The 22,442-nt window shown below is 67.1% G+C and carries 24 protein-coding genes; 15 read left to right on the top strand and 9 right to left on the bottom strand.

Annotation, left to right across the window (positions count from 1 at the left end; translation table 11 throughout):
* Positions 1–179: 179 nt before the first annotated feature.
* Positions 180–530 carry a hypothetical protein gene (locus JMF86_RS25680; RefSeq protein WP_011548417.1) on the top strand — a complete coding sequence of 117 codons (351 nt, stop codon included), beginning with the start codon at positions 180–182 and terminating at the stop codon, positions 528–530.
* A 128-nt stretch (positions 531–658) separates the two neighbouring features.
* A complete protein-coding gene (locus tag JMF86_RS25675; RefSeq protein ID WP_011548416.1) occupies positions 659–1,225 on the top strand; it encodes a hypothetical protein in 567 nt (188 codons plus the stop codon).
* Positions 1,226–1,252: 27 nt separating this feature from the next.
* Here the strand turns inward: JMF86_RS25675 and JMF86_RS25670 are convergent, their stop codons facing one another.
* Complete coding sequence (locus tag JMF86_RS25670; RefSeq protein WP_006485479.1) at positions 1,253–2,128, bottom strand: LysR family transcriptional regulator; 876 nt, start codon at positions 2,126–2,128, stop codon at positions 1,253–1,255.
* Positions 2,129–2,290: 162 nt separating this feature from the next.
* Here JMF86_RS25670 and JMF86_RS25665 point away from each other — a divergent pair, with 162 nt between their 5' ends.
* Both JMF86_RS25665 and JMF86_RS25660 read left to right on the top strand, forming a co-directional pair.
* Entirely contained in the window at positions 2,291–3,610 is a 1,320-nt protein-coding gene (locus tag JMF86_RS25665) for a DUF3422 family protein (RefSeq protein WP_011548415.1), read from the top strand.
* Positions 3,611–3,644: 34 nt separating this feature from the next.
* A complete protein-coding gene (locus JMF86_RS25660; RefSeq protein ID WP_011548414.1) occupies positions 3,645–3,848 on the top strand; it encodes a hypothetical protein in 204 nt (67 codons plus the stop codon).
* 60 nt (positions 3,849–3,908) lie between these two features.
* Here JMF86_RS25660 and JMF86_RS25655 read toward each other — a convergent pair whose 3' ends face one another.
* Both JMF86_RS25655 and cynR read right to left on the bottom strand, forming a co-directional pair.
* Positions 3,909–4,211 carry a DUF3304 domain-containing protein gene (locus JMF86_RS25655; protein WP_012338832.1) on the bottom strand — a complete coding sequence of 101 codons (303 nt, stop codon included), beginning with the start codon at positions 4,209–4,211 and terminating at the stop codon, positions 3,909–3,911.
* Positions 4,212–4,408: 197 nt separating this feature from the next.
* On the bottom strand, positions 4,409–5,305 hold the full coding sequence (gene cynR, locus JMF86_RS25650; protein ID WP_011548412.1) for a transcriptional regulator CynR: 897 nt from the start codon (positions 5,303–5,305) through the stop codon (positions 4,409–4,411).
* 119 nt (positions 5,306–5,424) lie between these two features.
* On the opposite strand from cynR, the gene JMF86_RS25645 reads away from it, so the two are divergent.
* The 4 genes from JMF86_RS25645 to JMF86_RS25630 all read left to right on the top strand — a co-directional run bounded on the left by JMF86_RS25645 (position 5,425) and on the right by JMF86_RS25630 (position 8,315).
* A complete protein-coding gene (locus JMF86_RS25645) occupies positions 5,425–6,477 on the top strand; it encodes an RNA-guided endonuclease TnpB family protein (protein ID WP_011548411.1) in 1,053 nt (350 codons plus the stop codon).
* 93 nt (positions 6,478–6,570) lie between these two features.
* Positions 6,571–7,230, top strand: coding sequence for a carbonic anhydrase (locus JMF86_RS25640; RefSeq protein ID WP_011548410.1), 660 nt, complete (start codon positions 6,571–6,573; stop codon positions 7,228–7,230).
* Positions 7,231–7,260: 30 nt separating this feature from the next.
* Positions 7,261–7,731, top strand: a complete 471-nt coding sequence (gene cynS / locus JMF86_RS25635) for a cyanase (RefSeq protein WP_011548409.1) — start codon at positions 7,261–7,263, stop codon at positions 7,729–7,731.
* A 149-nt stretch (positions 7,732–7,880) separates the two neighbouring features.
* Complete coding sequence (locus JMF86_RS25630) at positions 7,881–8,315, top strand: GNAT family N-acetyltransferase (protein ID WP_011548408.1); 435 nt, start codon at positions 7,881–7,883, stop codon at positions 8,313–8,315.
* 61 nt (positions 8,316–8,376) lie between these two features.
* Here the strand turns inward: JMF86_RS25630 and JMF86_RS25625 are convergent, their stop codons facing one another.
* Positions 8,377–9,273, bottom strand: coding sequence for a LysR family transcriptional regulator (locus JMF86_RS25625; RefSeq protein WP_006479871.1), 897 nt, complete (start codon positions 9,271–9,273; stop codon positions 8,377–8,379).
* A 138-nt stretch (positions 9,274–9,411) separates the two neighbouring features.
* Between JMF86_RS25625 and tam the strand changes: the two genes are divergently transcribed.
* Positions 9,412–10,197, top strand: a complete 786-nt coding sequence (gene tam, locus JMF86_RS25620; RefSeq protein WP_012338830.1) for a trans-aconitate 2-methyltransferase — start codon at positions 9,412–9,414, stop codon at positions 10,195–10,197.
* 41 nt (positions 10,198–10,238) lie between these two features.
* Here tam and JMF86_RS25615 read toward each other — a convergent pair whose 3' ends face one another.
* The 5 genes from JMF86_RS25615 to JMF86_RS25595 all read right to left on the bottom strand — a co-directional run bounded on the left by JMF86_RS25615 (position 10,239) and on the right by JMF86_RS25595 (position 14,704).
* Positions 10,239–10,829 carry a GNAT family N-acetyltransferase gene (locus JMF86_RS25615; RefSeq protein WP_012338829.1) on the bottom strand — a complete coding sequence of 197 codons (591 nt, stop codon included), beginning with the start codon at positions 10,827–10,829 and terminating at the stop codon, positions 10,239–10,241.
* Positions 10,830–10,972: 143 nt separating this feature from the next.
* Positions 10,973–11,857: a helix-turn-helix transcriptional regulator gene (locus JMF86_RS25610; protein ID WP_011694475.1), complete on the bottom strand. Its 885-nt coding sequence runs from the start codon at positions 11,855–11,857 to the stop codon at positions 10,973–10,975.
* 471 nt (positions 11,858–12,328) lie between these two features.
* Positions 12,329–13,720, bottom strand: coding sequence for an MFS transporter (locus JMF86_RS25605; RefSeq protein WP_011548404.1), 1,392 nt, complete (start codon positions 13,718–13,720; stop codon positions 12,329–12,331).
* A 211-nt stretch (positions 13,721–13,931) separates the two neighbouring features.
* Positions 13,932–14,306, bottom strand: a complete 375-nt coding sequence (locus JMF86_RS25600; protein WP_011548403.1) for a hypothetical protein — start codon at positions 14,304–14,306, stop codon at positions 13,932–13,934.
* Between the two features lie 17 nt (positions 14,307–14,323).
* Positions 14,324–14,704, bottom strand: a complete 381-nt coding sequence (locus JMF86_RS25595) for a helix-turn-helix domain-containing protein (RefSeq protein WP_011548402.1) — start codon at positions 14,702–14,704, stop codon at positions 14,324–14,326.
* A 136-nt stretch (positions 14,705–14,840) separates the two neighbouring features.
* Between JMF86_RS25595 and gstA the strand changes: the two genes are divergently transcribed.
* From gstA to JMF86_RS25565, 6 genes are all read left to right on the top strand, one after another.
* A complete protein-coding gene (gene gstA, locus JMF86_RS25590; protein ID WP_011694476.1) occupies positions 14,841–15,473 on the top strand; it encodes a glutathione transferase GstA in 633 nt (210 codons plus the stop codon).
* A gap of 87 nt (positions 15,474–15,560) precedes the next feature.
* On the top strand, positions 15,561–15,947 hold the full coding sequence (locus JMF86_RS25585) for a hypothetical protein (protein WP_011548400.1): 387 nt from the start codon (positions 15,561–15,563) through the stop codon (positions 15,945–15,947).
* Positions 15,948–16,038: 91 nt separating this feature from the next.
* Entirely contained in the window at positions 16,039–17,331 is a 1,293-nt protein-coding gene (locus JMF86_RS25580) for a TolC family protein (RefSeq protein WP_011548399.1), read from the top strand.
* Positions 17,332–17,342: 11 nt separating this feature from the next.
* A complete protein-coding gene (locus JMF86_RS25575; protein WP_011548398.1) occupies positions 17,343–18,866 on the top strand; it encodes an efflux RND transporter periplasmic adaptor subunit in 1,524 nt (507 codons plus the stop codon).
* Positions 18,863–22,069: an efflux RND transporter permease subunit gene (locus JMF86_RS25570; RefSeq protein WP_011548397.1), complete on the top strand. Its 3,207-nt coding sequence runs from the start codon at positions 18,863–18,865 to the stop codon at positions 22,067–22,069. Before JMF86_RS25575 ends, JMF86_RS25570 begins: the two co-directional genes overlap by 4 nt.
* Complete coding sequence (locus JMF86_RS25565; protein WP_011548396.1) at positions 22,066–22,434, top strand: copper-binding protein; 369 nt, start codon at positions 22,066–22,068, stop codon at positions 22,432–22,434. Before JMF86_RS25570 ends, JMF86_RS25565 begins: the two co-directional genes overlap by 4 nt.
* The last annotated feature ends 8 nt before the right edge of the window (positions 22,435–22,442 follow it).

The raw sequence follows: 22,442 nt of genomic DNA, 5'->3' as shown, positions 1-22,442 counted from the left end.
GTCATGGTTGACGGGGGCGCTGGCGACGGCCGAGCGGCCGTATTACATTGTCCATACGAGCCGGGGCCCGACCGGCATGCCGTTTTTTGCACGGCCGCCCCGTTTTTTTGCACGGCGTTTATACCGCCTCTTCTAAGCTGGGGACGTGTCGAACAGCCGAGACGGCTTGCGTCCGCGCCATGACCTTTATTCGTCCCTTTCCCGCGTTCGATGTCGCCGGCCGGCGGTTGCGTGCCGGCGCACCCGGCAACGTCACGCCGTTCCCGGCGCCGCGCCCGCGCCTGCAATTGCCTGTCACACTGACGGCCGACTCCGCCGCGGCGGCGCACGCCCGGCTTGCCGCGCTGCTGCATTCCCCGCTCGGTGTGTATGTCGTCAGCGCGCGCGCCGTGCGCAACGTGATCCACGTGCATTTCGACATCGCCCCGGAGGATCTGGATTTCACGCTGCACACGCTGATCGCGCAGCAAGTCGACGCGGTGATCGGGCCGATCGCGCGCCAATTGTGCGTTCCGGCTGGCGTGCGCTGAGCCGGGAACGGCGATTGCTTGGCTAATCCGCCGCCGATTCGCCGGCCGCCGTGCTGTCCGCCGGCCGCCGATGGTGGACGTTTGTGCGCTGCGTCGAACGCGGCGCTACCCCTGAACAGGGAGGGCCTATGTACCTTACGGAAGAAGTGCGTATTGCGCGCCCGGCTGCCCGTCGCGCGCATACCGCGGCGTTGCCGTCGGGCAGGCAGCTTGCCCGGCAGTTGATGGTGACGGTTCGCACGGCGGACGTGCTGCTGCGCCAGGCGATTCGCGTGCCCGATCGCCATCAGTGGCTGGTCGACGCCGAACGCGTCGATGCGGCCGGCGGGCCGCTCACCGCGTGGGATTCTCACGTGACGTTCCGCATCGTCAAGGCATTCGCACCGGCGTTCGATGCGGATACGTGTGCGGCCGACCCCGATCAAGCGGCGGTCGAGATCCGCCTGTTTCTTCCCGAACAGGCTTATGTCGCCGAGCGGCGCATCGGCATCTTCGGCCGGCGGCATGGCCAGCGGTTCAGCGCGACGCTGTCGGTCACGGCCGGTTCGCAGTGGGGCGGCCGGCGCAACGAGCACGTTCCGCCGGCAGGGCGTCACGTGCACGGCGACACGCTGGAAGCGCTCGTCGACACGGTGGCCGGTATCGTCAACGCGGCGTTGCGCGTGGCCGGGCATGGCACGACCGGCCACGGGTGACGCGGCGGCGCGCGGCCGCCGGCGGGCTCACGCGTCGCCGGTCTGCCCGGTCTGCCGTTGCAGGTCTTCCATCAATTGTTCCGCCAGGAAGTCGCACGGCGGCCGTTTCGACTTGGTGCTGCGCGCGAGGATCAGCTCGAGCGGCGGCAGGTCGGGCAGCCCGTGCGAGCGGCCGAGCATCGACAGTTGCGCGGGAATCGCGCAGCGGGCAAGCGGCGCGACCGCAAGGCCGGCCTCGACCATGCTGAGCAGCCCGAGCAGGCTCGGGCTTTCATACGACGTGCGGTACGGCACTTTCGCGCGTTCGAGGCTGCGGATCGCGTTCTCGCGCGCGACGCTGCCCGGCATGAACACCGCGATCGGCAGCGGCCGTTCCTCCCAGACACGCGGCCCGTTCGTCATCGCGGCCCACGCCATCGGCTCGTGGCGGATGAAGTCGCCCGACAGCCCCTTGATGCGCGTCCCGCACACGAGATCGACGGTGCCCTCCTTGATCAGCGGCGCGAGCGCGCTGCTCGGCAGCCCCATCACCTGGATCTCGACCTTCGGGTAGGTCGCGGAGAATTTCTTCAGCACCGACGGCAGCAGCGACGACGCATAGTCGTCCGGCACGCCGATCACGACCTTGCCGGTCACCTCCGGCCGCACCACGGCTGCCCATGCTTCGTCACGCAGCGCCAGCATTCGTCTGGCGAATCCCAGCAGTACCTCGCCTTCGCGCGTCAGCACGATGCTGCGCGGCTTGCGCACGAACAGCGGCCGGCCGATCGCGTCCTCCAGGCTCTTGATCTGCATGCTCACGGCCGACTGCGAGCGGTTCACGGCCTCGGCCGCGCGGGTCATGTTGCCGGTTTCCGCGACGGCGACGACGGTGGCCAGCACGTCGTGATCGAGCATCTTCATGGGTATCAGGAAAACTGAACGTAACGATCAGCATTATGCGTTTTTATTGTTGCTGTGTGTCTGCCATAGTGCGATCACGCTGGCGTTTCGCCCGAGGGTGGCGCGGCGGTCGGGCCGCGCCAATCCGGCGTGCGGGACTGAACAGGAAAGCGTGGTGAATCGATGATGGACCATCCGTTGCGCGCCGCACTGGCCGCGGAATTGCATGCCCGGCCGTTCCTGCGGCTCGCCGAAGCCGTGTCGCTCACGCACTACGCGATCTATGCGGACGGCCAGCCCGACATCCACGAAACGCTGCTGCACGCGCTGTGCCGCGATACCGGCATCGACGCGCCGCACGAAGGCGCGACGCACTACGCGGTGCAGTCGCCGTGCGGTTGGCACCTGAAGTGGGAGCGCCACACCGAATTCTCGACCTTCACGTTCGTCGCGCCGCGTCGCGACACCGGTTATTTCGACGATCTCGCGATCGACGGCATTCCGGCCGCGTGGTTCGCGCGGCTGGCCGGCATCCGCTTCGTCGCGGTGCGGATGGAGCTGCTGTCCGGCGACGCCGCGCGGCGCGTATGCGGCGACCTGCGGCGCTGGATCGACGGGCCCGCGCTCGTCGGCAGCCGCGTGCTCGGCGGCGGCAAGGTGTTCTGCGACTGGCACGTGCGCGACGACGGCTTCATGCGCTTTCTCGTGGTCGACGAGGATTTCCGCGAGGAGCAGGGCGGCCGCCTGTTGCAGCGTCTGTATGAAATCGAAACGTACCGGATGATGGCGCTGCTGGCACTCCCCGTCGCGCGCCGGATGAGCCGCGAGCTCGACGAGATCCATGCGGCGCTGCACGCGCTGATGCAGCGGATGGATGCGAGCGGCGCAGACGGCGACGATGCGGCGTTGCTCGTCAAGCTCACGCATCTCGCGGTGCGGGTCGAATCGTTGTCGGGATCGGGGGCGCGCTTCAGCGCGTCGCGCGCGTACGAAAAGCTCGTGCTGGCGCGCATCCACGAGCTGCGCGAGGAGCGTATCGAAGGGATGCCGACGATCGCCGAATTCATGGAGCGGCGCTTCGCGCCGGCGATGGAAACCTGCTGTAGCGTATGGGCGCGCCACGAACAGATCGCCGCGCGGATCGCACGGGCGGTCGACCTGCTGCGCACTCGCGTGAATCTCGCGCAGGAAAAGGACGTGACGCGGCTGCTGGCCGGCATGGAGCGCACCGCGCGCAACCAGCTGCATTTGCAGCACGCGGTCGAAGGGCTGTCGGTGGCCGCCATTTCGTACTACGTGCTGTCGCTCGCGACGGCGGCGTTCAAGGCGCTGCACGTGATGAACCTGCCGGTCGATCCCGAGCTGGCGGAAGGGCTGCTGATCGCGCCGGTCGTGTTCGCGGTGATCCACATCACGCGGCGTACGCGCGCGCAGCTTGCGCGGGCCGAGGCAGTGCATGACAGTGCGCCCGTGCATGCGGCGGCGTTGAAGCAGGCCAGCTAGAACATCAACGACCTATCAAGGCAAAGGAGTGGAGATGACTTTTTCGCAGAAGCAAGCGGGGTTTTATAGCGGTTTCGATGTTGCGTTCGACGAGCCGGTCGTGGGCGAAAGCGGCGCACCGGAAGACGCGCGCGTGACGTCGTATCAGGCCGTGCTGCAGGAACCGATGACGTCGCTCGTCGGCAGCACCATCGATCGGCCGGACGTCGCGGCGGTGGCGATCCTCGGGTACAACTGACGCGGCGTCGCGCGACTATTCCGCGCGGCTACGCAGCATCCACGAGCGGCCCTTCTCCGATCAACCGCCATCGCGCATGCGTGGCATCGTCGGGTACGCCGCCCATCGGGCGTCGATCTTGCGGCCGGGCAGGAAACGAAACTCGATATAGCCGTCTCGCCGGTTCGGCAAAGCCGGCACGGCGACCTCGGTTTCGACGATTTCAGGTGCCTGGTTCCTGGCGTCTTCTTCAGCCGTCAGGTCGTAAGTGACCCTGACGTGCCAGGTCTGCTTGCCGCGGGGCACGCTCATGCAGCACACCGTGCCACCCCCGCCGCCGAACTGGCGTGCGTGCACGCTGCCGGCGCCGAAGCCGTCGACCACGAAGCTGTAGACGCCACGTGAACCCCACGACGCGATACGGGCCGTTGGCGCGCGTCTGTGCGTGGACCCACCAGGCTGCGCCTGCCAGCAGCGCGGCGATGGCAAGCGGGTTGAGCGTCATGCGGCGTAGCAGGTTCGACATGTCGATGTTTCCATGAGTCGGTTCGCCGGCGACGATCCGTTGCCGGCAGCTGAGGTCAGCGCGCGGGCCTGACCGGCCCCGCCCCCCGCGCCAGCGCCAGCTCGACGAACGCCCGCGCCGCAGCACTCCGATACCCACCCTTGCGCTGCAGCAGCACGGCCGTGCGCCTCAGCCCCGCCGGATCGAGCGCAACCGCGACGAGATCGTCGTGCTCGACCGCGATCGTCGCCGGCAGCAGCGTCGCGAGGTTCGTGCGGCGCACGATCTCAATCACCGCACCGAGCGAATTCGCTTCCATCAGCACGCGCGGCTGCAGGTCGTGCTCTCGGAAATAGCGGTCGATCTGCATGCGCGTCGCGAATTCCGCGGTGAGCAGCACGAGCGGCGCGTCGTGCAGCGCGCGCAGGCCGGCCTTGCGTTGGCTGCCGAGCGCGTGTCCGCGGTTCACGACGAGCGCGAGCGTCTCGACCAGCAGCGCCTGCGCGTCGATATCAGCCGTCTGCACCTCGTCGAATGCTATGCCGACATCGAGCTCGTCGTCGACGAGCAGTGCCTCGATACGCTCCTGCGACATCTCGCGAACCGACAGCGATACGTCCGGATAGCGGCGGTGAAACGCCTCGACGAGCGGCCCGACGAGATAGCTCGTGAAGGTCGGCGTGACCGCGACGCGCAGCGAGCCGCGGCTCATATCCTGCACGTCGTGAATCGCCCGACGGCCTTCCGCGAGATCATGCAGCGCCTGCCGCGCATAGCGGAAATACACGTCGCCGGCATCGGTCAGCCGCGTGACGCGGCCGGTGCGGTCGAACAGTTGCGCGCCGAGCGTGTCCTCGAGTTGGCGGATCTGCTGCGACAGCGCGGGCTGCGACACGTGCAGCGCGGCGGCCGCGCGCGTGAAGCTGCGGTGTTCGGCGACGGCCAGGAAATAGTGGATGTGACGCAGCAGCATGGCGATTCCTATAAGTCGTGCTTATCCGGTCGATTTTCTCCGAGAGACCCGCCATTGATGGCGGGAAGGAAGGGCGTGCTGTTGACAGGCAGCTTCTTCCACGGGTTAGGATTACCGGCATGATCCTTGTCTACCGCTACCGGGTGAAATCGCTCAACGGACTGCTTAACAAGCAGGGCCGCGCGGTGAACTACGTCTGGAACTTCTGCAACGACACGCAGAAGCACGCGCTCAAGTGGGGCAAGAAGTGGCCTACAGGATTCGACCTGAACGTGCTGACGACCGGCAGCAGCAAGGAACTCGGTATTCACTCCGGCACGGTTAACGCGACGTGCGAGCAATATGCGAAGTCGCGCAGCCAGCGTCGACGCCCTTATCTGCGCTATCGCGGCAGGAAATCGCTCGGTTGGGTGCCGCTGAAGGGCCGAGACCTGAAGCGCGAAGGCGAAGCGTTTCGCTTTGCCGGCAACACCTTCCGCGTGTTCAACAGTCGACCGCTTCCCGAAGGCAAGATCAAGGACAGGAGCAACTTCGCGCAGGACGCGCGTGGTAATTGGTTTCTCAATATCGTGATCGAGATGCCCGATGTGCAGGCCCGCCCGATTCGTTCCGGTGTCGGCATCGATCTCGGCTTGAAAGACTTCGCCACACTTTCGACCGGCGAGAAGTTGCCCAATGACCGGTTCGGCCGACGAGCGGCGGAAAAGCTGGCGAAAGCGCAGCGAGCGCGAAAGCACAAGCGGCATATCGCGAAGCTGCACGCGAAGATCGCCAATGCCCGCGCCGACTTCCAGCACAAGCTCGCGCTCGATCTGGTGCGGCGGTTCGATTACATCGCGGTCGGCAACGTGTCGGCCGCAAAACTCGCCAGAACCAGGATGGCGAAGAGCGTCTACGACGCATCCTGGTCGTCCTTCCGAAACAAGCTCCGCTACAAAGCGATCGCGCACGGGGCCACGTTCGAGGAGGTGGACGAAAGTGGTTCTACCCAGTCCTGTTCGGCGTGCGGATCGCAAGACAGCACGACGCGGCCGAAAGGTATCGCGGGGCTGCGAGTAAGAGAGTGGGCCTGCAGTAGATGTGGTGTCGTGCATGATCGAGATATCAACGCTGCGCTGAACATTCTCCGATGCGGACGTGCATCGCCAGGTGTGGGAATCCTCTGCCTTTAGGCGTAGGAGGACGTCAAAAATCAGTCTTTTACGTTATCGGAAGTCGGGCGTAACCTGCCCTTCATCGATTCCACCCGCACCGGAGAACACGCGATGACGGACATCATCGAGGGCTTCCTGAAGTTCCAGCGCGACGCCTATCCGGCGCGCGACGCGCTGTTCCGTGATCTCGCACGTAGCCAGAATCCGCGGGCGCTGTTCATCTCGTGCTCGGATAGCCGGCTCGTGCCGGAGCTCGTCACCCAGCGCGAGCCGGGCGACCTGTTCGTGGTCCGCAACGCGGGCAACATCGTGCCGTCGTACGGCCCGGAGCCGGGCGGCGTGTCGGCGTCGGTCGAATATGCGGTCGCCGCGCTGCGCGTGACCGACGTCGTGATCTGCGGGCATTCCGATTGCGGCGCGATGACCGCGATTGCGACCTGCCAGTGCATGGACCACATGCCGGCCGTCGGCCACTGGCTGCGCTATGCCGATTCGGCACGGGTCGTGAACGAGGCGCGCATGCATCGCAGCGAGCGCGAACGGATCGACTCGATGGTGCGCGAGAACGTCGTCGCGCAACTGGCCAACCTGAAGACGCATCCCGCCGTGCGGCTCGCGCTCGAGGAAGGGCGTCTCGCGCTGCACGGCTGGGTCTACGACATCGAATCGGGCTGCATCGACGCCTACGACGGCGCGAGCGGCCGGTTCGTTCCCCTTGCGGACCATCCCGGCGTCCGTGCAACCCCCGCGACATTCCCCGTCGCGGCCTGAATCGCTCCCACTCCACTACGAGGCATTACCATGATCCAGTCCCAGCACAGTCAGACGGCGCGCCACGCGCTGGCGGAAACCGTCGTCCTCGCGAAGGCGCGCAAGAACCTGTCGTTCGCGCAGCTCACCGAAGGCACGGGCCTGAGCGAAGCGTTCGTCACGGCCGCGCTGCTCGGGCAACATGCGCTGCCGGCCGACGCGGCGCGCGTCGTCGCCGACAAGCTCGGCCTCGACGACGACGCGGTGCTGCTGCTGCAAATGATCCCGCTGCGCGGCAGCATCGACGATCGCGTGCCGACCGACCCGACCATCTATCGCTTCTACGAAATGCTGCAGGTGTACGGCACGACGCTGAAGGCGCTCGTGCACGAGAAGTTCGGCGACGGCATCATCAGCGCGATCAATTTCCGGCTCGACGTGAAGAAGGTCGACGATCCGGAAGGCGGTTCGCGTGCGGTGATCACGCTCGACGGCAAGTACCTGCCGACCAAGCCGTTCTGACGCCGGCGGCGCGTCGTGGCGTCACGGCGTCGCGCGATATCGAGCGATCATCGCGCGTCGTCACGGCGCATGACGACGCGCTATAGTCGTGTCATACCCGCCGCGGGCGCCGCCCGCCCGGCGGTCTATTCACGCACGCGTTCGCTTCGATGACAGCCCATCCCGACGTCACCCTTCAACTGACCGACACCGAGCAACCGGCCGCCCGAGACTTCATCAGCCGCAAGCTCGGCGAATTCAACCATGCGATGACGGGGCGCGCCGATACGGCCGCGCTCGACGTCTACGTGACCGATCCCGCGACCGGCGACGTACTGGGCGGCCTCGCCGGCCGCACGTCGCTCGGCGTGTTCTTCATCGATCTGTTCTATCTGCCCGAATCGCTGCGCGGCGACGGCTTCGGCAGCCGGCTGCTGCGCGAGGCCGAAGCGGAAGCGAAGCGGCGCGGTTGTGCGCGTGCGGTGCTGTACACGATCTCGTTCCAGGCGCCGGACTTCTACCGGAAGCACGGTTACGAGACATTCGGCGAAGTGCCGTGCGAGCCGGCAGGCGCCGCGCGCGTATTTATGGTCAAGGTGCTTTGAGCGGCAACGGGCGGTTTCCTGACATCTCGTGACAAGCTGGTAGCGCCGGAAGGCTCATGGATCACCGCCCGGGCGTCGCCCGCTCGACGATCATGTCGCACAGCGCCCGCGCGGCGGGCGACAGTTGCGCGTTCCTCCGCATGACGAGCACGAGCGTGCGCGACACCGACGGCTCGACGAGCTCGATCGTGCGGATCATCGGATACGCATTCTTCTGGATCGCGAGCTTCGGCACGACGGCCGCGCCGAGCCCTTCCGCGACGAGCCCGAGCGCGGTCGAACTGCGCTGCACCTCGTAGAACGAATGCAGCGATACGCCGCTCGTCTTCAACGCGCCATCGAGCAGCCCGCGATTGCCGCTCACTTCGCCGGCGAAGATCAGCGGATGCGGCTGCAGCGCCGCCCAGCGGATGCGCCGCCGCTTCGCGAGCGGGTGATCGTCGCGGCACACGAGTACGTAAGGGTCGTGCGTGAGCGGCACGCTGACCAGTTCCGGGTGCTGGTCGCCAGCGATGCTGATGCCGAATTCCGCCTCGCGGCGCAGCACGGCCTGCAACACCGACGCCGACGCGTGATCGAGAATCTTCACGCGATCATGCGGCCGGTGCGTGGAGAACGCGCGCAGGATGCGCGGCAGGTACTGCACGCCGACCGTCGGCACGCACGCGATCGTGACGTCGCCGCGCTGGCTCAGGCCCGTCTCGCGGATTTCGGTCAGCGCATCGGACAGTTCGTTCAGCAGCCGGCGCGCCTGCGGCAGGAAACGCCGGCCGATCTCGGTCAGCGTGGTACGGCGCGTCGTGCGCTCGACCAGCGCGACGCCGAGATACGCTTCGAGCTTGCGCAGCCGCTGCGTGATCGCCGTCTGCGTGACGTGCAGCGTATCGGCTGCCTGCCTGAAGCTGCCGCCGTCGGCGATCGCGACGAAAGCCTGGACACCGAGCGTATCGATCTTCATCAGAATTTTGAATCAATCACGATATTAAATTCATTTTACTGAAGGTCGGCGGCAGTCGCAGAATGCGCTGAATCGACGGCCCGTTGCATCCGGTGCCCGGATGCGCGGCGGCTGCTCATGCCGACCAGGAGAACTATCATGACGACCCCGCTCGATCAATACGCGAACCAGTACGTGCAGTTCGAGGACGAACGCACGCGCCCGGTGCGCGATCTGCTGGCCGCCGTGCCGAACACGCCGATCCATACCGCGATCGATATCGGCTGCGGGCCGGGCAATTCGACGGAAGCGCTGATCGCGCGCGCGCCGGACGCGACGATCCACGGGATCGATGCGTCGGCGGACATGATCGAGGCCGCGCGCAAGCGCCTGCCGGCGTTGCGTTTCGACCTTGCCGATGTCACCACCTGGGACGATCCGGGAGGCTATGACCTGATCCTGTCGAATGCGGTGCTGCAATGGGTGCCTGCGCACGACACGCTGTTCCCGAGGCTCGTCGGCCGGCTCGCGCGAGGCGGCCATCTCGCGGTGCAGATGCCCGACAATCTCGACGAACCCGCGCACCGGCTGATGCGCGAAGTCGCCGCAGGCGGGCCGTGGGCCGACAAGCTGAAAGGCGCGGCGCGCACCGAGCGATTCGATGCGCGCTATTACCATGCGCTGCTGGCGCCGCTGGGTTCGCGTGTGGACGTGTGGCGCACGACCTATTACCACCCGCTGCGCGGCGGCGCGGACGCGGTCGTCGAATGGTTCAAGGGCAGCGCACTGCGGCCGTTCCTCGCGGCGCTCGACGCGTCCGAACAGCGCGCGTTTCTCGCGCGCTATCGCGACGCGCTGGCCGGCCCGAACGGTTATCCGGTGCAGGACGACGGTACGGTGCTGTTGCCGTTTCCGCGCCTGTTCATCGTGGCGACGCGCAAGTAACGGGGCAATCACACTGCATTGACGTGACGATCAGCCGTGCATCAACGCATCGGCTGCACCGATGCCGGGTCGACCGTGCGGCTTCGCGCGGTCTGCCCGTCGCGCAGATCCTTGTACCAGAACAGCGCGACTTCTCCGGCGTTCTCGCCATCGGCGTACAGGAAGCGGTCGTGACCGCCGAGCACGAAGCCCGCACGCGCATACGTCGAGCAGGCCGCGACGTTGTTCGCCTGCGTTTCGAGCCGCATGAAGCCGAACCCGTGGCTGCGCGCCCACGCTTCCGCGGCTGCCAGCAGGAATTTCCCGATACCCTGGCGCCGGCAGTGGCGGTCGACGGCCAGTTCCGCGATCTCGGCCATGCCGTTCCAGCTTTCCTCGATCGCGACGAATCCCGCGAGCCGTTCGCCGGCCGTCGCGCGAAACAGCGCCGTGCGGCCCGATGCGTCGCGTGCCCAGCCGGCAGGATCGAAGCCGTAGTCCTTGCGCCGCGCCGGTAGCGCGCGAAGATCGAGCAAGTCCTGATACGGCGCATTCAATTCCCACGCGATGTCGAACGAGAAATCGCGTCCGTCCAGTTCGTCGGCGGCAAGCGCGAGCGCCGGTTCGATGCTGATGTGTTCGGCTCGGTCCATAGGTCGGTGTCCTGTCTTCGGCGCGATGGCGCGATGATGTGATGGTATCCGTGATGCGATCGTCGGTGCGATGAATGCGCGCCGCATCGCGTCCTCGTCGTTGCTTCGTTCGCTGCGCCGGGACGCAGACGCAGCGGCTCAGGTCAGCGCGGGATGGCCGGCGGTGCGCCGTCGTCATACGATCCGGCGGCGGGGAGCACGGCGGTGGCCGAACCCCATGCGGCGAGTTCGCGCTTCGTGCGCACGCCGAGCTTCGCGAATGCACGTTTCACGTACGACTCGGCCGACGCGACGCGCACGCCGAGAATGTCGGCGGTTTCCGGCACGGTCTTGCCGGAGAGCAGGTGCTTGCAGGTTTCGTATTCGCGCTTCGACAGCTTCACGCCGTCGGCCGCGAGCCGCGCATCGAACTGCGCGAGCGGATGGACGTCGGGCGTCGCATGCGCGATGCGCCGTGCGGCGGTGGTCGACGCATGGAGTTCGAGCAGCGGAAACAGCATGTCGCTGATGCTGCGGAAGCGGTTCATCTCGGCGAGCGTGAACGGCGGCCGGTCACGGCCGCGCTCCAGGGCGATCGAATGCTGCGAATAGCGCGTGCCCCGTGCGAGCACGCATTCGTGGCCGATATGCACGTCGTCGAACAGCCGCTGGCGGAATTCGCCGGGCGGGATCGCCGCGATGTCGCGCACGACGAGCATCGTGCCGGTCTTGCCGCGCAGCCCCGCGAACAGCGGGTCGCTGTCGAGAAAGCGCTCGTAGTAGAGCGTCATCACGTCGGAGATGTCGGTGGACGCGGTGCCGATGCCGCTGCTGCCGATCCATTCGCAACGGTAGCCGGTGGGCATCGTCGTGTCGACGCGCGAGCGTTCGACGTGCGCGACGTCGAGCGGCACGACCTCGTTCAGCAGTTGCGTGAGGCGCGGCACGAAGTGCGGCGTGCCGACCGTCTCGATCAGCTCGCCCAATGCCTTGAACGATATGTTGATGCGATCGTTGTCGCGGTGGATGGCGTTCACGTTGAGCAGCATGCGATTCCCAAGGCCTGTTCCGCCCATGACGCGCGTTTCGTTGATACGAAAAAAGCATCTGTTCGGCTCGTGATCGGGAGGGAGTCGGGAGGGAATACAGGCAGGCGACCTGCCGATCCGTTCGCCTCGTAAAACGTCGCGTGTCATCCCGAAGAGGGCATACCGGGGCAGTGTAAACGAGTCACTGCGTCCCCGTCTTTTTCAATCGAGCGACAAGCGATTCCGATGACCGACCTGATCAGGCGCATCGTGCCGCAGGGCACGCGCCTGGGCGAATCGAAGGGGCTCGACTTCGGGGGGACGAAAGCGATCGGCGCGCGGCCGAAGGCAGGCGCGGCAACTGAATCGACGGCTGTCGGGAAGGCGGGGGCGGGTCGGGCGCGTTTCCGGAGTCGGCCGCATCGGCGGTGTGTCGCGTCGGCCGGGGCAGCGGTCAGGCCGGACGGCGCAGGTGCGCCGCCCTTGCAGCGCTTACGCGTCGATGCGCTCGACCTTGCCGACGAGCAGCCCGTACGACAGGCTGCCCGCGAGCGCCATTGCGGCGATGTAGGTGATCGCGCGCGAGAAGTCCGCGCCGTCGACCAGCAGCCCGATCACGATCGGCGTCGCGATCGCGGACAGGTTACCGACCAGGTTGAACACGCCGCCCGTGAGGCCGAGCAGTCGCGCGGGTGCGAGCCCCGACACGAGCGACCACGTGATCGATGCGAAGCCGTTGCCGAAGAACGCGATCGTCATGAACGCGATCACCCAGCCGGTGGAGCTCACGTAGTTCGCGCCGATGATGCAGGTCGAGATCAGCAGGCCCGAGATGATCGGCAGCTTGCGCGCGAAGCCCTGCGATGCGCCGCGCCGCATCAGCCAGTCCGACAGCACACCCGAGCACAGCACGCCGACGAACGCGGCGAGGAACGGCAGCGACGCGAGGAAGCCCGACTTGATGAAGTCCATCCCGCGATACTTGACGAGGTAGGTCGGGAACCACGTGAGGAAGAACCACAGCGTCGAGTTCAGCGCGAACTGGCCGAGGTAGATGCCCCACAGCTTGCGCCGGCCGAGCACGACGCCGAGATCGCGCCACGTCGATGGTGCGCGGTCGCTGCGCGCCGCGATGCGGTCCTCGAGATCGACGAGCCCGCCGCCGTCGCGGATCAGCGCGATTTCGGCCGCATTGACGCCGCGTAACGCACGCGGCTCGCGATACACCGCATACCAGACCGCGGCCCACGCGATGCCGGCGAGGCCGGTCGCGACGAACACCATGTGCCAGCCGAGATGCACCTGCAGCCACGCGAGCACCGGCGTGAGGAACGCAAGGCCGACGAACTGCCCCGACGTGTAGCCGCCGATCGCGCTCGCCCGCTCGCGGGTCGGGAACCAGGTCGTCACCGCGCGGTTGTTGATCGGATAGGCCGGCGCTTCGAGCGCGCCGACCGCGAGGCGCAGCACGATCAGTCCGACGAACGAACCGGCGAAGCCGAGCAGCAGCGTCGCGGCCGACCACAGTGCGAGCGCACCCGCATACAGCACGCGCGGCGACACCTTGTCGACGAGCCAGCCGCCCGGAATCTGCATCAGCGCATAGGTCCAGCCGAACGCGGAGAACACGAGGCCGGCGTGGACCGGATCGATGTTCAGTTCCTTGAACAGTTCGGGCGCCGCGATCGACAGGTTGCTGCGGTCGAGATAGTTGATCACGACCGTGACGAACAGTAGCGCGAGGATCAGCAGCCGCTTGCGGCTCGGCGGCGTGGCCGGGGCCGCGGCGGCGGCCGCGCGGGTAGCTGATTCGGATGAGGTACCGGTGTGCGCGGATGGCCGCTGCGGCGGGTTGGCATGGGTGCGTGACGCGGATGGGCCCACGGTCGTCTCCTGTGTTCTATGCCCCGGCCGGCGCTCGCGAACGAGGCGGCCGAATCGAATGGCGTTGGGGCGAACGTTAGAGCCGTGGCGCGGCGTGCGTCAACATTTGGGCAGGTATCCCCATTAATGGGACGTGTGCCGTTCAATATATGGGAACGTGCCGACCGGCGCGGACCGGCGTCGTCACGAAGGAGAGCAAGCAGGCGACCGGTCAGCCCCGCGTGCTGTCGTCGCGATAGCCGCTCTTGCCGACGAAGATTTCCTTCAACGCGGCGCGCAGCGTGCCCGGATCGTACTGACCGGGCGCGAGATGGATCACGTAACGCGTCTGGCCGTCGAGCCGCGCGGCGACGCCCGGTTCGATCTCGACGTCGATCGTATCGTCGGTCAGTTGCACCGACAGATCCTTGACGCGCACGTTGAGCTGGTCGCGCACCATCACTTCGATCAGCGCATCGTCCGGAAAGCGCGACAGCGCGAAGCAATAGTCCTGCTCCGCATCGTGACAGTAGATATTGGCGAAGCTTTCGTCGTCGTCGAGGTCGGACGTGGCCGCGCCGACGGTAGCGTGCAGTTCCATGAGCATCGATTCCTGCTGAAGGGTTATTTATGAGCGTGCATCGTCGTTTCGATCGCAGCCGCGGTGTCGGGCATTGCGTCGACGTGCGCGTCGCGCGCCTTCAGCCACAGCCCGAATTCGCGCATCACGTCGACCACCGGCCGCAGCCGGTCGCCGTCCGCGGTGAGATCGTACTCGACGCGCACCGGCACTTCCGGATAGACGGTGCGCCGCACGAGCCCCGCGTCTTCCAGCGCGCGCAGGTCGAGCGTCAGCATGCGCTGCGAGATGCCCGGCATGTCGCGCCGCAGGTCGCTGAAGCGGCGCGGCCCGTCGAGCAGATACGACACCAGCAGCAGCCGCCAGCGGCCGCCGAGCAGGCGCATCGCTTCTTCAACGGAACATCCTGTCGCACTCGTTTTCATCGCGCCGAATCCTGGTCGGTTAATTTTTTGTGACTACGGCACAAACGACTGCCGTCTTCTCAGCCGTGTGCCGATGCGAGATATTAGCGCCCGCGTCGCGGCGAATCGATACATGGACAACCCACGAAGGAACCATATGAAGCTCTATCACGCTCCCGGCAGCTGTTCGCAGGCGATCTGCATCGTGCTGCGCGAAGGCGATATCGACGCCGAGATCGTCAAGGTCGACGCGCGCAAGCATGTCGTCGACGGCGGCCGCGATTACTACGACGTGAACGAACTCGGCTACGTGCCGCTGCTCGAACTCGACGACGGCACGATACTGCGCGAAGGGCCGGTGATCGCGCAGTATCTCGCGGACCAGCGCCCGGAGGCCGCGCTCGCACCCGCTTACGGCACGCTCGCGCGCTACCGGCTGATGGAATGGCTGAACTTTCTCGGCACCGAGATCCACAAGGGCTTCATCCCGCTGCTGTATGCGGTGCAGGCGGGGAGGTACGTCGAACCCGTGCGGCAGAAGCTCGACAGCCGCTTCGCATGGATCGACCGCCAGCTCGACGGCAGGACGTTCCTGACCGGCGACACGTTCACCGTCGCCGATGCGTACCTGTTCGCGCTGACCGGCTGGGGCAAGGCCGACTGGATGCGCTCGGTATACAACGCGGATATCGACCTCAGCCGGCATGCGCATCTGCGTGCGTGGTACGAGCGGGTGCGGGAGCGGCCGGCCGTGCAGGCGGCGCTGGCGGCGGACAACCTGTTGCGATGACGCGCGGCCGCCGCAGCGGGGAGGGCGCATCATTTCGTTGTAGCGGCGCCGCGCCATGCCGCAACAGTGCGCGCTATAATCGCCGCCATGAAACTGCTTCGGACCTTCATCCTGCTGCTGCTGTGCGCGGTGCTGCCCATCACGGGGCTGGCAGCCAGCGGCCTGACCGGTGAATGTCCGATGCAGCACACGATGTCGATGGACGCGGACACGGGCATGAACATGGCCATGTCCGCCGAGATGAGCGATTGCGATTCGATGCAGCCGCCATCCGCCGATCACGCGAAGGCCAAAGCCAAGGGCATGGCCTGCAAGGTGACGGCCCAATGCCAGTTCGGCAGTCTCTACCACCCGGCCGCCCGCGCCGACGTCAGCCGTCCCGCTGCATTCGCCAGCACGATCGTCTTCCACTACACGCAGTCCGTCCCGGCTCGCGACCCGAACGGGTTGTGGCGGCCGCCACGCATCAGCTGATCCCGATTTGACCGGTTCGCCGCGCACGCGGTGAGGTTCGTCCTGCGCGCAGGACGTGGAATCCCTTTGGATTCCGATTTGGGGTTACACCATGTCATTCGTTTTCCGCACGCTGCGCATGCCGCGTGCAGGTCGGCGCGCGCCCGTACCGTGGGCCGCGCTGCTGGTGGCGGGCGCCGTTCACGCGCAGCCGTCGTCGCTGACGCTGGACGCCGCGCTGCAGTCCGCCACCGATCGTTCCGCGTCGATGCAGGCCGCGCAGGCTTCCGTGCTCGCGCGTTCCGAAGCGGCCGTCAAGGCCGGCCAGTTGCCGGACCCGATGCTCAAGGCCGGCATCGACAACCTGCCGGTCAACGGCGGGCAGCGCTTCACCGTCGGTCAGGACTTCATGACGATGCGCCGCATCGGCATCGAGCAGGAATGGGTGTCCGGCGACAAGCGGCGGCTGCGTACCGCGCTGGCCGACGAACAGGTCGGCCGCGAGCGCGCCGGCTATCTCGTGCAACTCGCGGCCGTGCGCCGGCAGACCGCGACGGCGTGGCTCGATGCCGTCTATGCGAAGCAGGCGCTCGCGCTTCAGCAGGCGCTGCTCGGTCACATGAACCATGAACTCGACGCGACGCAGGCGTCGTATCGCGGCGCGAAGGCGAGCGCGGGCGACGTCGTGCAGGCCCGCGCGATGCTCGCGCAGACGCAGGACCAGGTGCTCAAGGCACAGCAGGCGTATCGCACCGCGCTCATCGCGCTGGCCCGCTGGACGGCGGTGCCCGTGACGGACGTGGCCGGTACGCCGCCCGCGCCCGAATCCTTCGTATCGTCGTTGCCGCCGGACGAACTGCGCCTGTCGCAGCCGGCGCTCGTCGCCGCCGCGGACGATATCGCAGTGGCCGAAGCCGACGCCGCGGTCGCGAACAGCGAGCGCAGCCCCAACTGGACGTGGGAAATCGCGTACCAGCAGCGCGGCGGCGCGTATTCGAACATGGTGTCGGTCGGCGTCTCGATCCCGCTGCCGCTCAATCGCAAGAATCGACAGAATCGCGACGTCGCCGAAAAGGCGGCGCTCGCGACGAAGGCGCGCCTGATGTACGAGGACACGCTGCGCCAGGTACAGGCCGACATCCGCACGCAATCGGACACGCTGGCGAGCGGCCGCGAACGCATCGCGAACCTCGGCGCCGCGCTATTGCCGGCCGCCGACCAGCGCGTGCAACTCGCGACGGCGGCGTACCGGGCCGGCACGGGGTCGCTCGCCGACACGTTCGCCGCGCGGCGTGCGCAACTCGAAGCGCAATTACAGGTGCTCGACCTCAGGCGCGACGTGTCGCAGACCTGGGCACAGCTCGAATATCAGGTCGTGCCGTCGGCGATGGCCGCCGCGCAGTGAAGGAGATGCTCATGACAAGGCAATCACTGATGCGTGCGGTGTTGATCGCGTCCGCCGGCGCGGTGCTCGTCGGCGCAGGCTATTTCGCGGGCGTTCGCCGTGCGACGAACGGCGCGGCGACGGCCTCAGTGCCCGCCGCTGCGCCGTCGGGTATGCCGGCTCAGCAGGCCGCACGCAAGGTGCTGTACTGGCACGACCCGATGGTGCCGAACCAGCACTTCGACAAACCGGGCAAATCGCCGTTCATGGACATGCAGTTGCAGCCGGTCTATGCGGACGAAGGCGGTGCCGCGGCAGGCATCCGGATCGATCCGGGCCTGCAGCAGAACCTCGGCATCCGCTATGCGACCGTGCGTCGGCAGCAGACGGCGGCCGGCTTCGACGCGGTGGGCACCACGCAGTTCGACGAAGCGCGCGTGGAGGTCGTGCAGTCGCGCGTCACGGGCTACATCGACCATTTGTATGCACGCGCGCCGATGCAGCGCATCGCGAAGGGCGCGCCGGTCGCATCGTTGTTCGTGCCCGACTGGCTCGCGCCGCAGGAGGAATATCTCGCGCTGAAGCGCGGCGGCATGGACGGCAACCTGCTCGATGCGGCGCGCGCACGAATGCGCGCGCTGTCGATTCCGGACGGGATGATCGCGAATCTCGATCGTACCGGCCGCGCGCAGACGCACGTCGTGCTGAGCGCGCCGGAGACGGGCGTCGTCAGCGAGTTGAACGTGCGCGACGGCGCGATGGTCGCGCCCGGCCAGACGCTCGCGAAGATCGCCGGGCTGGCGACGCTGTGGCTGGTCGTCGAGGTGCCGGAAGCGCTCGCTTTGAACGTGCAGCCGGGAATGTCGGTCGACGCGACGTTCGCGGGCGATCCGGCCCGGCATTTCAGCGGCCGCATCCGCGAAGTGCTGCCCGGCATCAGCACGGGCAGCCGCACGCTGCAGGCGCGTGTGGAGATCGACAACGCATCGCTGAAGCTCACGCCCGGCATGCTGATGCGCGTGCGGGTCGCCGCGAAGGAGACGGTGTCGCGCCTGCTCGTGCCGTCCGAGGCCGTGATCGCGACCGGCCAGCGCACGATCGTCATCGCGAAGCTCGGCGACGGCCGGCTCCAGCCGGTGTCGGTGACGGTCGGCAACGACGTCGGCGGCGACACGGAAGTGCTCGGCGGGCTGAACGAAGGCGATACGGTTGTCGCATCGGGGCAGTTCCTGATCGATTCGGAAGCCAGCCTGAAAAGCGTGCTGCCGCGGCTGGAGCGGGCGGCAGGCGCAAGCTCGGCCGCATCGTCCGCGACGGCAAGCGCGCCGGTCTACGAAACCACCGGCAAGGTGGAGAACGTCACGGCCGACGACATCACGTTCTCGCATCAGCCGGTGCCGGCGCTCGGCTGGGGCGCGATGACGATGGCGTTCGGCAAGCCGTCGGCGCACGCGTTTCCGGACGTGAAGCCGGGGCAGACCGTGCGTTTCGCGTTCACGCAGGCCGACGACGGCTACCGGCTGACGAAGGTCGAGCCGCAGGGAGGTGAGCGATGATCGCGCGCCTCATTCACTGGTCCGTCCATCATCGGTTTCTGGTGCTGCTGGCCACCGTGCTGCTCGCGGCATGGGGCGTGCATTCGCTGCGGCAGACACCGCTCGACGCATTGCCCGACCTGTCGGACACGCAGGTGATCGTGAAGGCGTCGTATCCGGGCAAGGCGCCGCAGGTCGTCGAGGATCAGGTGACCTATCCGCTGACGACGACGCTGCTCGGCGTGCCCGGCGCGAAAACCGTGCGCGCTTACTCGTCGTTCGGCGACGCGTTCGTCTACGTGCTGTTCGACGACCGCACCGATCAGTACTGGGCGCGCTCGCGCGTGCTCGAATACCTGAGCCAGGTGCAGAGCCGCCTGCCGGCGGGCGCGACCGTGTCGCTTGGGCCCGATGCGACCGGCGTCGGCTGGGTATACGAGTACGCGCTCGTCGATCGCACCGGCCGTCACGATCTCGGCCAGTTGCGCGCGCTCAACGACTGGTTCCTGAAGTTCGAACTGAAGGCCGTGCCGGACGTCTCCGAAGTCGCGAGCATCGGCGGCATGGTGCGCCAGTACCAGGTCGTGCTGGACCCGGACAAGCTGCGCGCATACGGCATCACGCAGGCGGCGGTCGCGGAGGCGCTCGGCAAGGCCAACCAGGCATCCGGCGGCTCGGTCGTCGAGCTGGCCGAGTCGGAGTACATGGTGCGGTCGTCCGGCTACCTGCGCACGCTCGACGATTTCCGTCACGTCGTGCTGCGCACCGACGACACCGGCACGCCGGTCCTGCTCGGCGACGTCGCACGCATCCAGGTCGGCCCGGCGATGCGGCGCGGTATCGCGGAACTGAACGGGCAGGGCGAAGTGACGGGCGGTGTCGTCGTGATGCGCTCGGGCAAGAACGCGCTGACGACGATCGACGCGGTGAAGGCGAAGCTCGCCGACCTCAAGCGTTCGCTGCCTGCCGGCGTCGAGATCGTCACGACCTACGACCGATCGCAACTGATCGCGCGCGCGGTCGACAACCTGACGGACAAGCTGATCGAGGAATTCGTCATCGTCGGTGTCGTCTGCGCGGTGTTCCTGTTCCATCTGCGCAGCGCGCTGGTCGCGATCCTGTCGCTGCCGCTCGGCGTATTGGCCGCGTTCATCGTGATGCGCTACCAGGGCGTGAATGCCAACCTGATGTCGCTCGGGGGGATCGCGATCGCGATCGGCGCGATGATCGACGCGGCGATCGTGATGATCGAGAACGCGCACAAGCATCTGGAAGCGTACGACCACGCGCATCCGGGCGAGCCGCTCACGGCCGCGCGTCGCTGGGAGCTCGTCGCGGCATCGGCCGCGGAAGTCGGGCCCGCGCTGTTCTTCTCGCTGCTGATCATCACGCTGTCGTTCGTTCCGGTGTTTTCGCTGGAAGGGCAGGAGGGCAAGCTGTTCGCGCCGCTGGCGTTCACGAAGACCTATACGATCGCGGCGGCCGCCGGGTTGTCGGTGACGCTGGTGCCGGTGCTGATGGGCTATCTGGTGCGCGGCCGCATTCCGCACGAGCACGCGAACCCGATCAATCGCGTGCTGATCCGCCTGTACCGGCCGCTGCTCGAAGCGACGTTGCGGCGCCCGTGGGCCGCGATCGGCGTGGCGGTCGTCGCGCTCGTGCTGACGGCCGTGCCGTTGTCGCGGCTCGGTGGCGAATTCATGCCGCCGCTCGACGAAGGCGACTTGCTGTACATGCCGACCGCGCTGCCGGGCATCTCGGCGGACAAGGCGAGCGAGCTGCTGCAGCAGACCGACCGGCTGATCAAGACCGTGCCCGAGGTCGACACTGTGTTCGGCAAGTCGGGCCGAGCCGATACCGCGACCGACCCCGCGCCGCTCGAGATGTTCGAGACGACGATCCGCTTCAAGCCGCGCAGCACATGGCGGCCGGGCATGACGCCGGAGAAGCTCGTCGACGAACTCGACCGGACGGTGAGGGTGCCGGGCCTGTCGAACGTATGGGTGCCGCCGATCCGCAACCGGCTCGACATGCTGTCCACCGGGATCAAGACGCCGGTCGGCGTGAAGATTTCCGGGCCGGACCTGACGGGAATCGACGCGATCGCGACGCAGGTCGAGGCCGCCGTGAAGCGCGTGCCGGGCGTGACGTCCGCGCTCGCGGAACGGCTGAACGGCGGCCGCTACGTCGACGTCGACATCGATCGGCTCGCCGCCGCGCGTTACGGGCTGTCGGTGGCGGATATCCAGTCGGTCGTGTCGTCGGCGATCGGCGGCGAGGACATCGGCGAAGTGATCGCCGGGCGCGAGCGTTTCCCGATCAACATCCGCTATCCACGCGAGATCCGCGATTCGCTCGAGAACTTGCGGCAACTGCCGGTCGTCACCGCGCGCGGCGCGCAGATTCGCCTCGGCGACGTCGCGCGTGTCGCGATCGCCGACGGGCCGCCGATGATCCGCAGCGAGAACGCACGGCTGTCCGGCTACGTGTACGTCGATCTCCGCGGGGTCGACCTGAGCACGGCGGTTCGTGCGATGCAGCAGGCCGTCGCGCGGCAGGTCGCGTTGCCGCCCGGCTATTCGATCGCGTGGTCGGGACAGTTCGAGTATCTCGAACGCGCGGCGGCGACGCTGCGCACCGTCGTGCCCGTCACGCTCGTCGTGATCTTCGTGCTGCTGTTCGTCACGTTCGATTCGGCGGCCGACGCGTTGCTGCTGATGTCGACGGTGCCGTTCGCGCTGGTCGGCGGATTCTGGCTCGTATGGGCGCTCGGCCATGCGGTGTCCGTCGCGACGTCGGTCGGGTTCATCGCGCTGGCGGGCGTGGCGGCCGAATTCGGCGTGGTGATGCTGCTGTACCTGAAGGGCGCGCTGCAGCGCCGGCTCGATGCCGGCGAACCGCTGACCGATGCGTTGCTGCTCGACACGATTCGCGAAGGCGCGGTGCTGCGCGTGCGGCCGAAGGCGATGACGGTCGCCGTCGTGCTCGCCGGCCTCGTGCCGATCATGATCGGCCACGGCGCCGGTTCCGAAGTCATGCAGCGCATCGCCGCGCCGATGGTCGGCGGCATGGTCACGGCGCCGCTGCTGTCGATGTTCGTCATTCCCGCCGCGTGGCTTCTGCTGCAGCGCCGTCGTGCGCGAAGCGCGAGCCGAGCGCGGCATTCCGATGCAGTTCCTTCCGGCACGAACGTGCCATCCCTTCCCACCGGAGAATCACGATGAAGATGAATCAATTGATCGCTGCTGTAACCGCTGTCGTCGCGCTGAGTGCTTTCGCGGTACCGGCGCTTGCCGCCGGCGAGATGTCGAACATGGACATGTCCGGCATGAAGATGTCGTCGGACGGCGCGACGGAATCGAACGCCGCGCTGACCGACGCCGAAGTGAAGAAGGTCGATGCCGCGAGCGGCAAGATCACGTTGAAGCACGGCGCGCTGCAGAACGTCGGGATGCCGCCGATGACGATGGCGTTCAAGGCGAAGGATGCGGCGATGCTCGCGCAAGCGCATGCGGGCGACAAGGTCAAGGTGCGGATCGAGAAAGTCGACGGCACGTTGACGATCGTCAAACTCGTCAAGGGTTCCTGATCGGCGGG

The sequence above is a fragment of the Burkholderia sp. E168m15 genome (assembly GCF_016586105.1).
GTDB lineage: Bacteria > Pseudomonadota > Gammaproteobacteria > Burkholderiales > Burkholderiaceae > Burkholderia > Burkholderia orbicola.
Note: the sequence above shows the minus strand (reverse complement) of the source record. Positions and strands in the feature narration are given on the sequence as shown.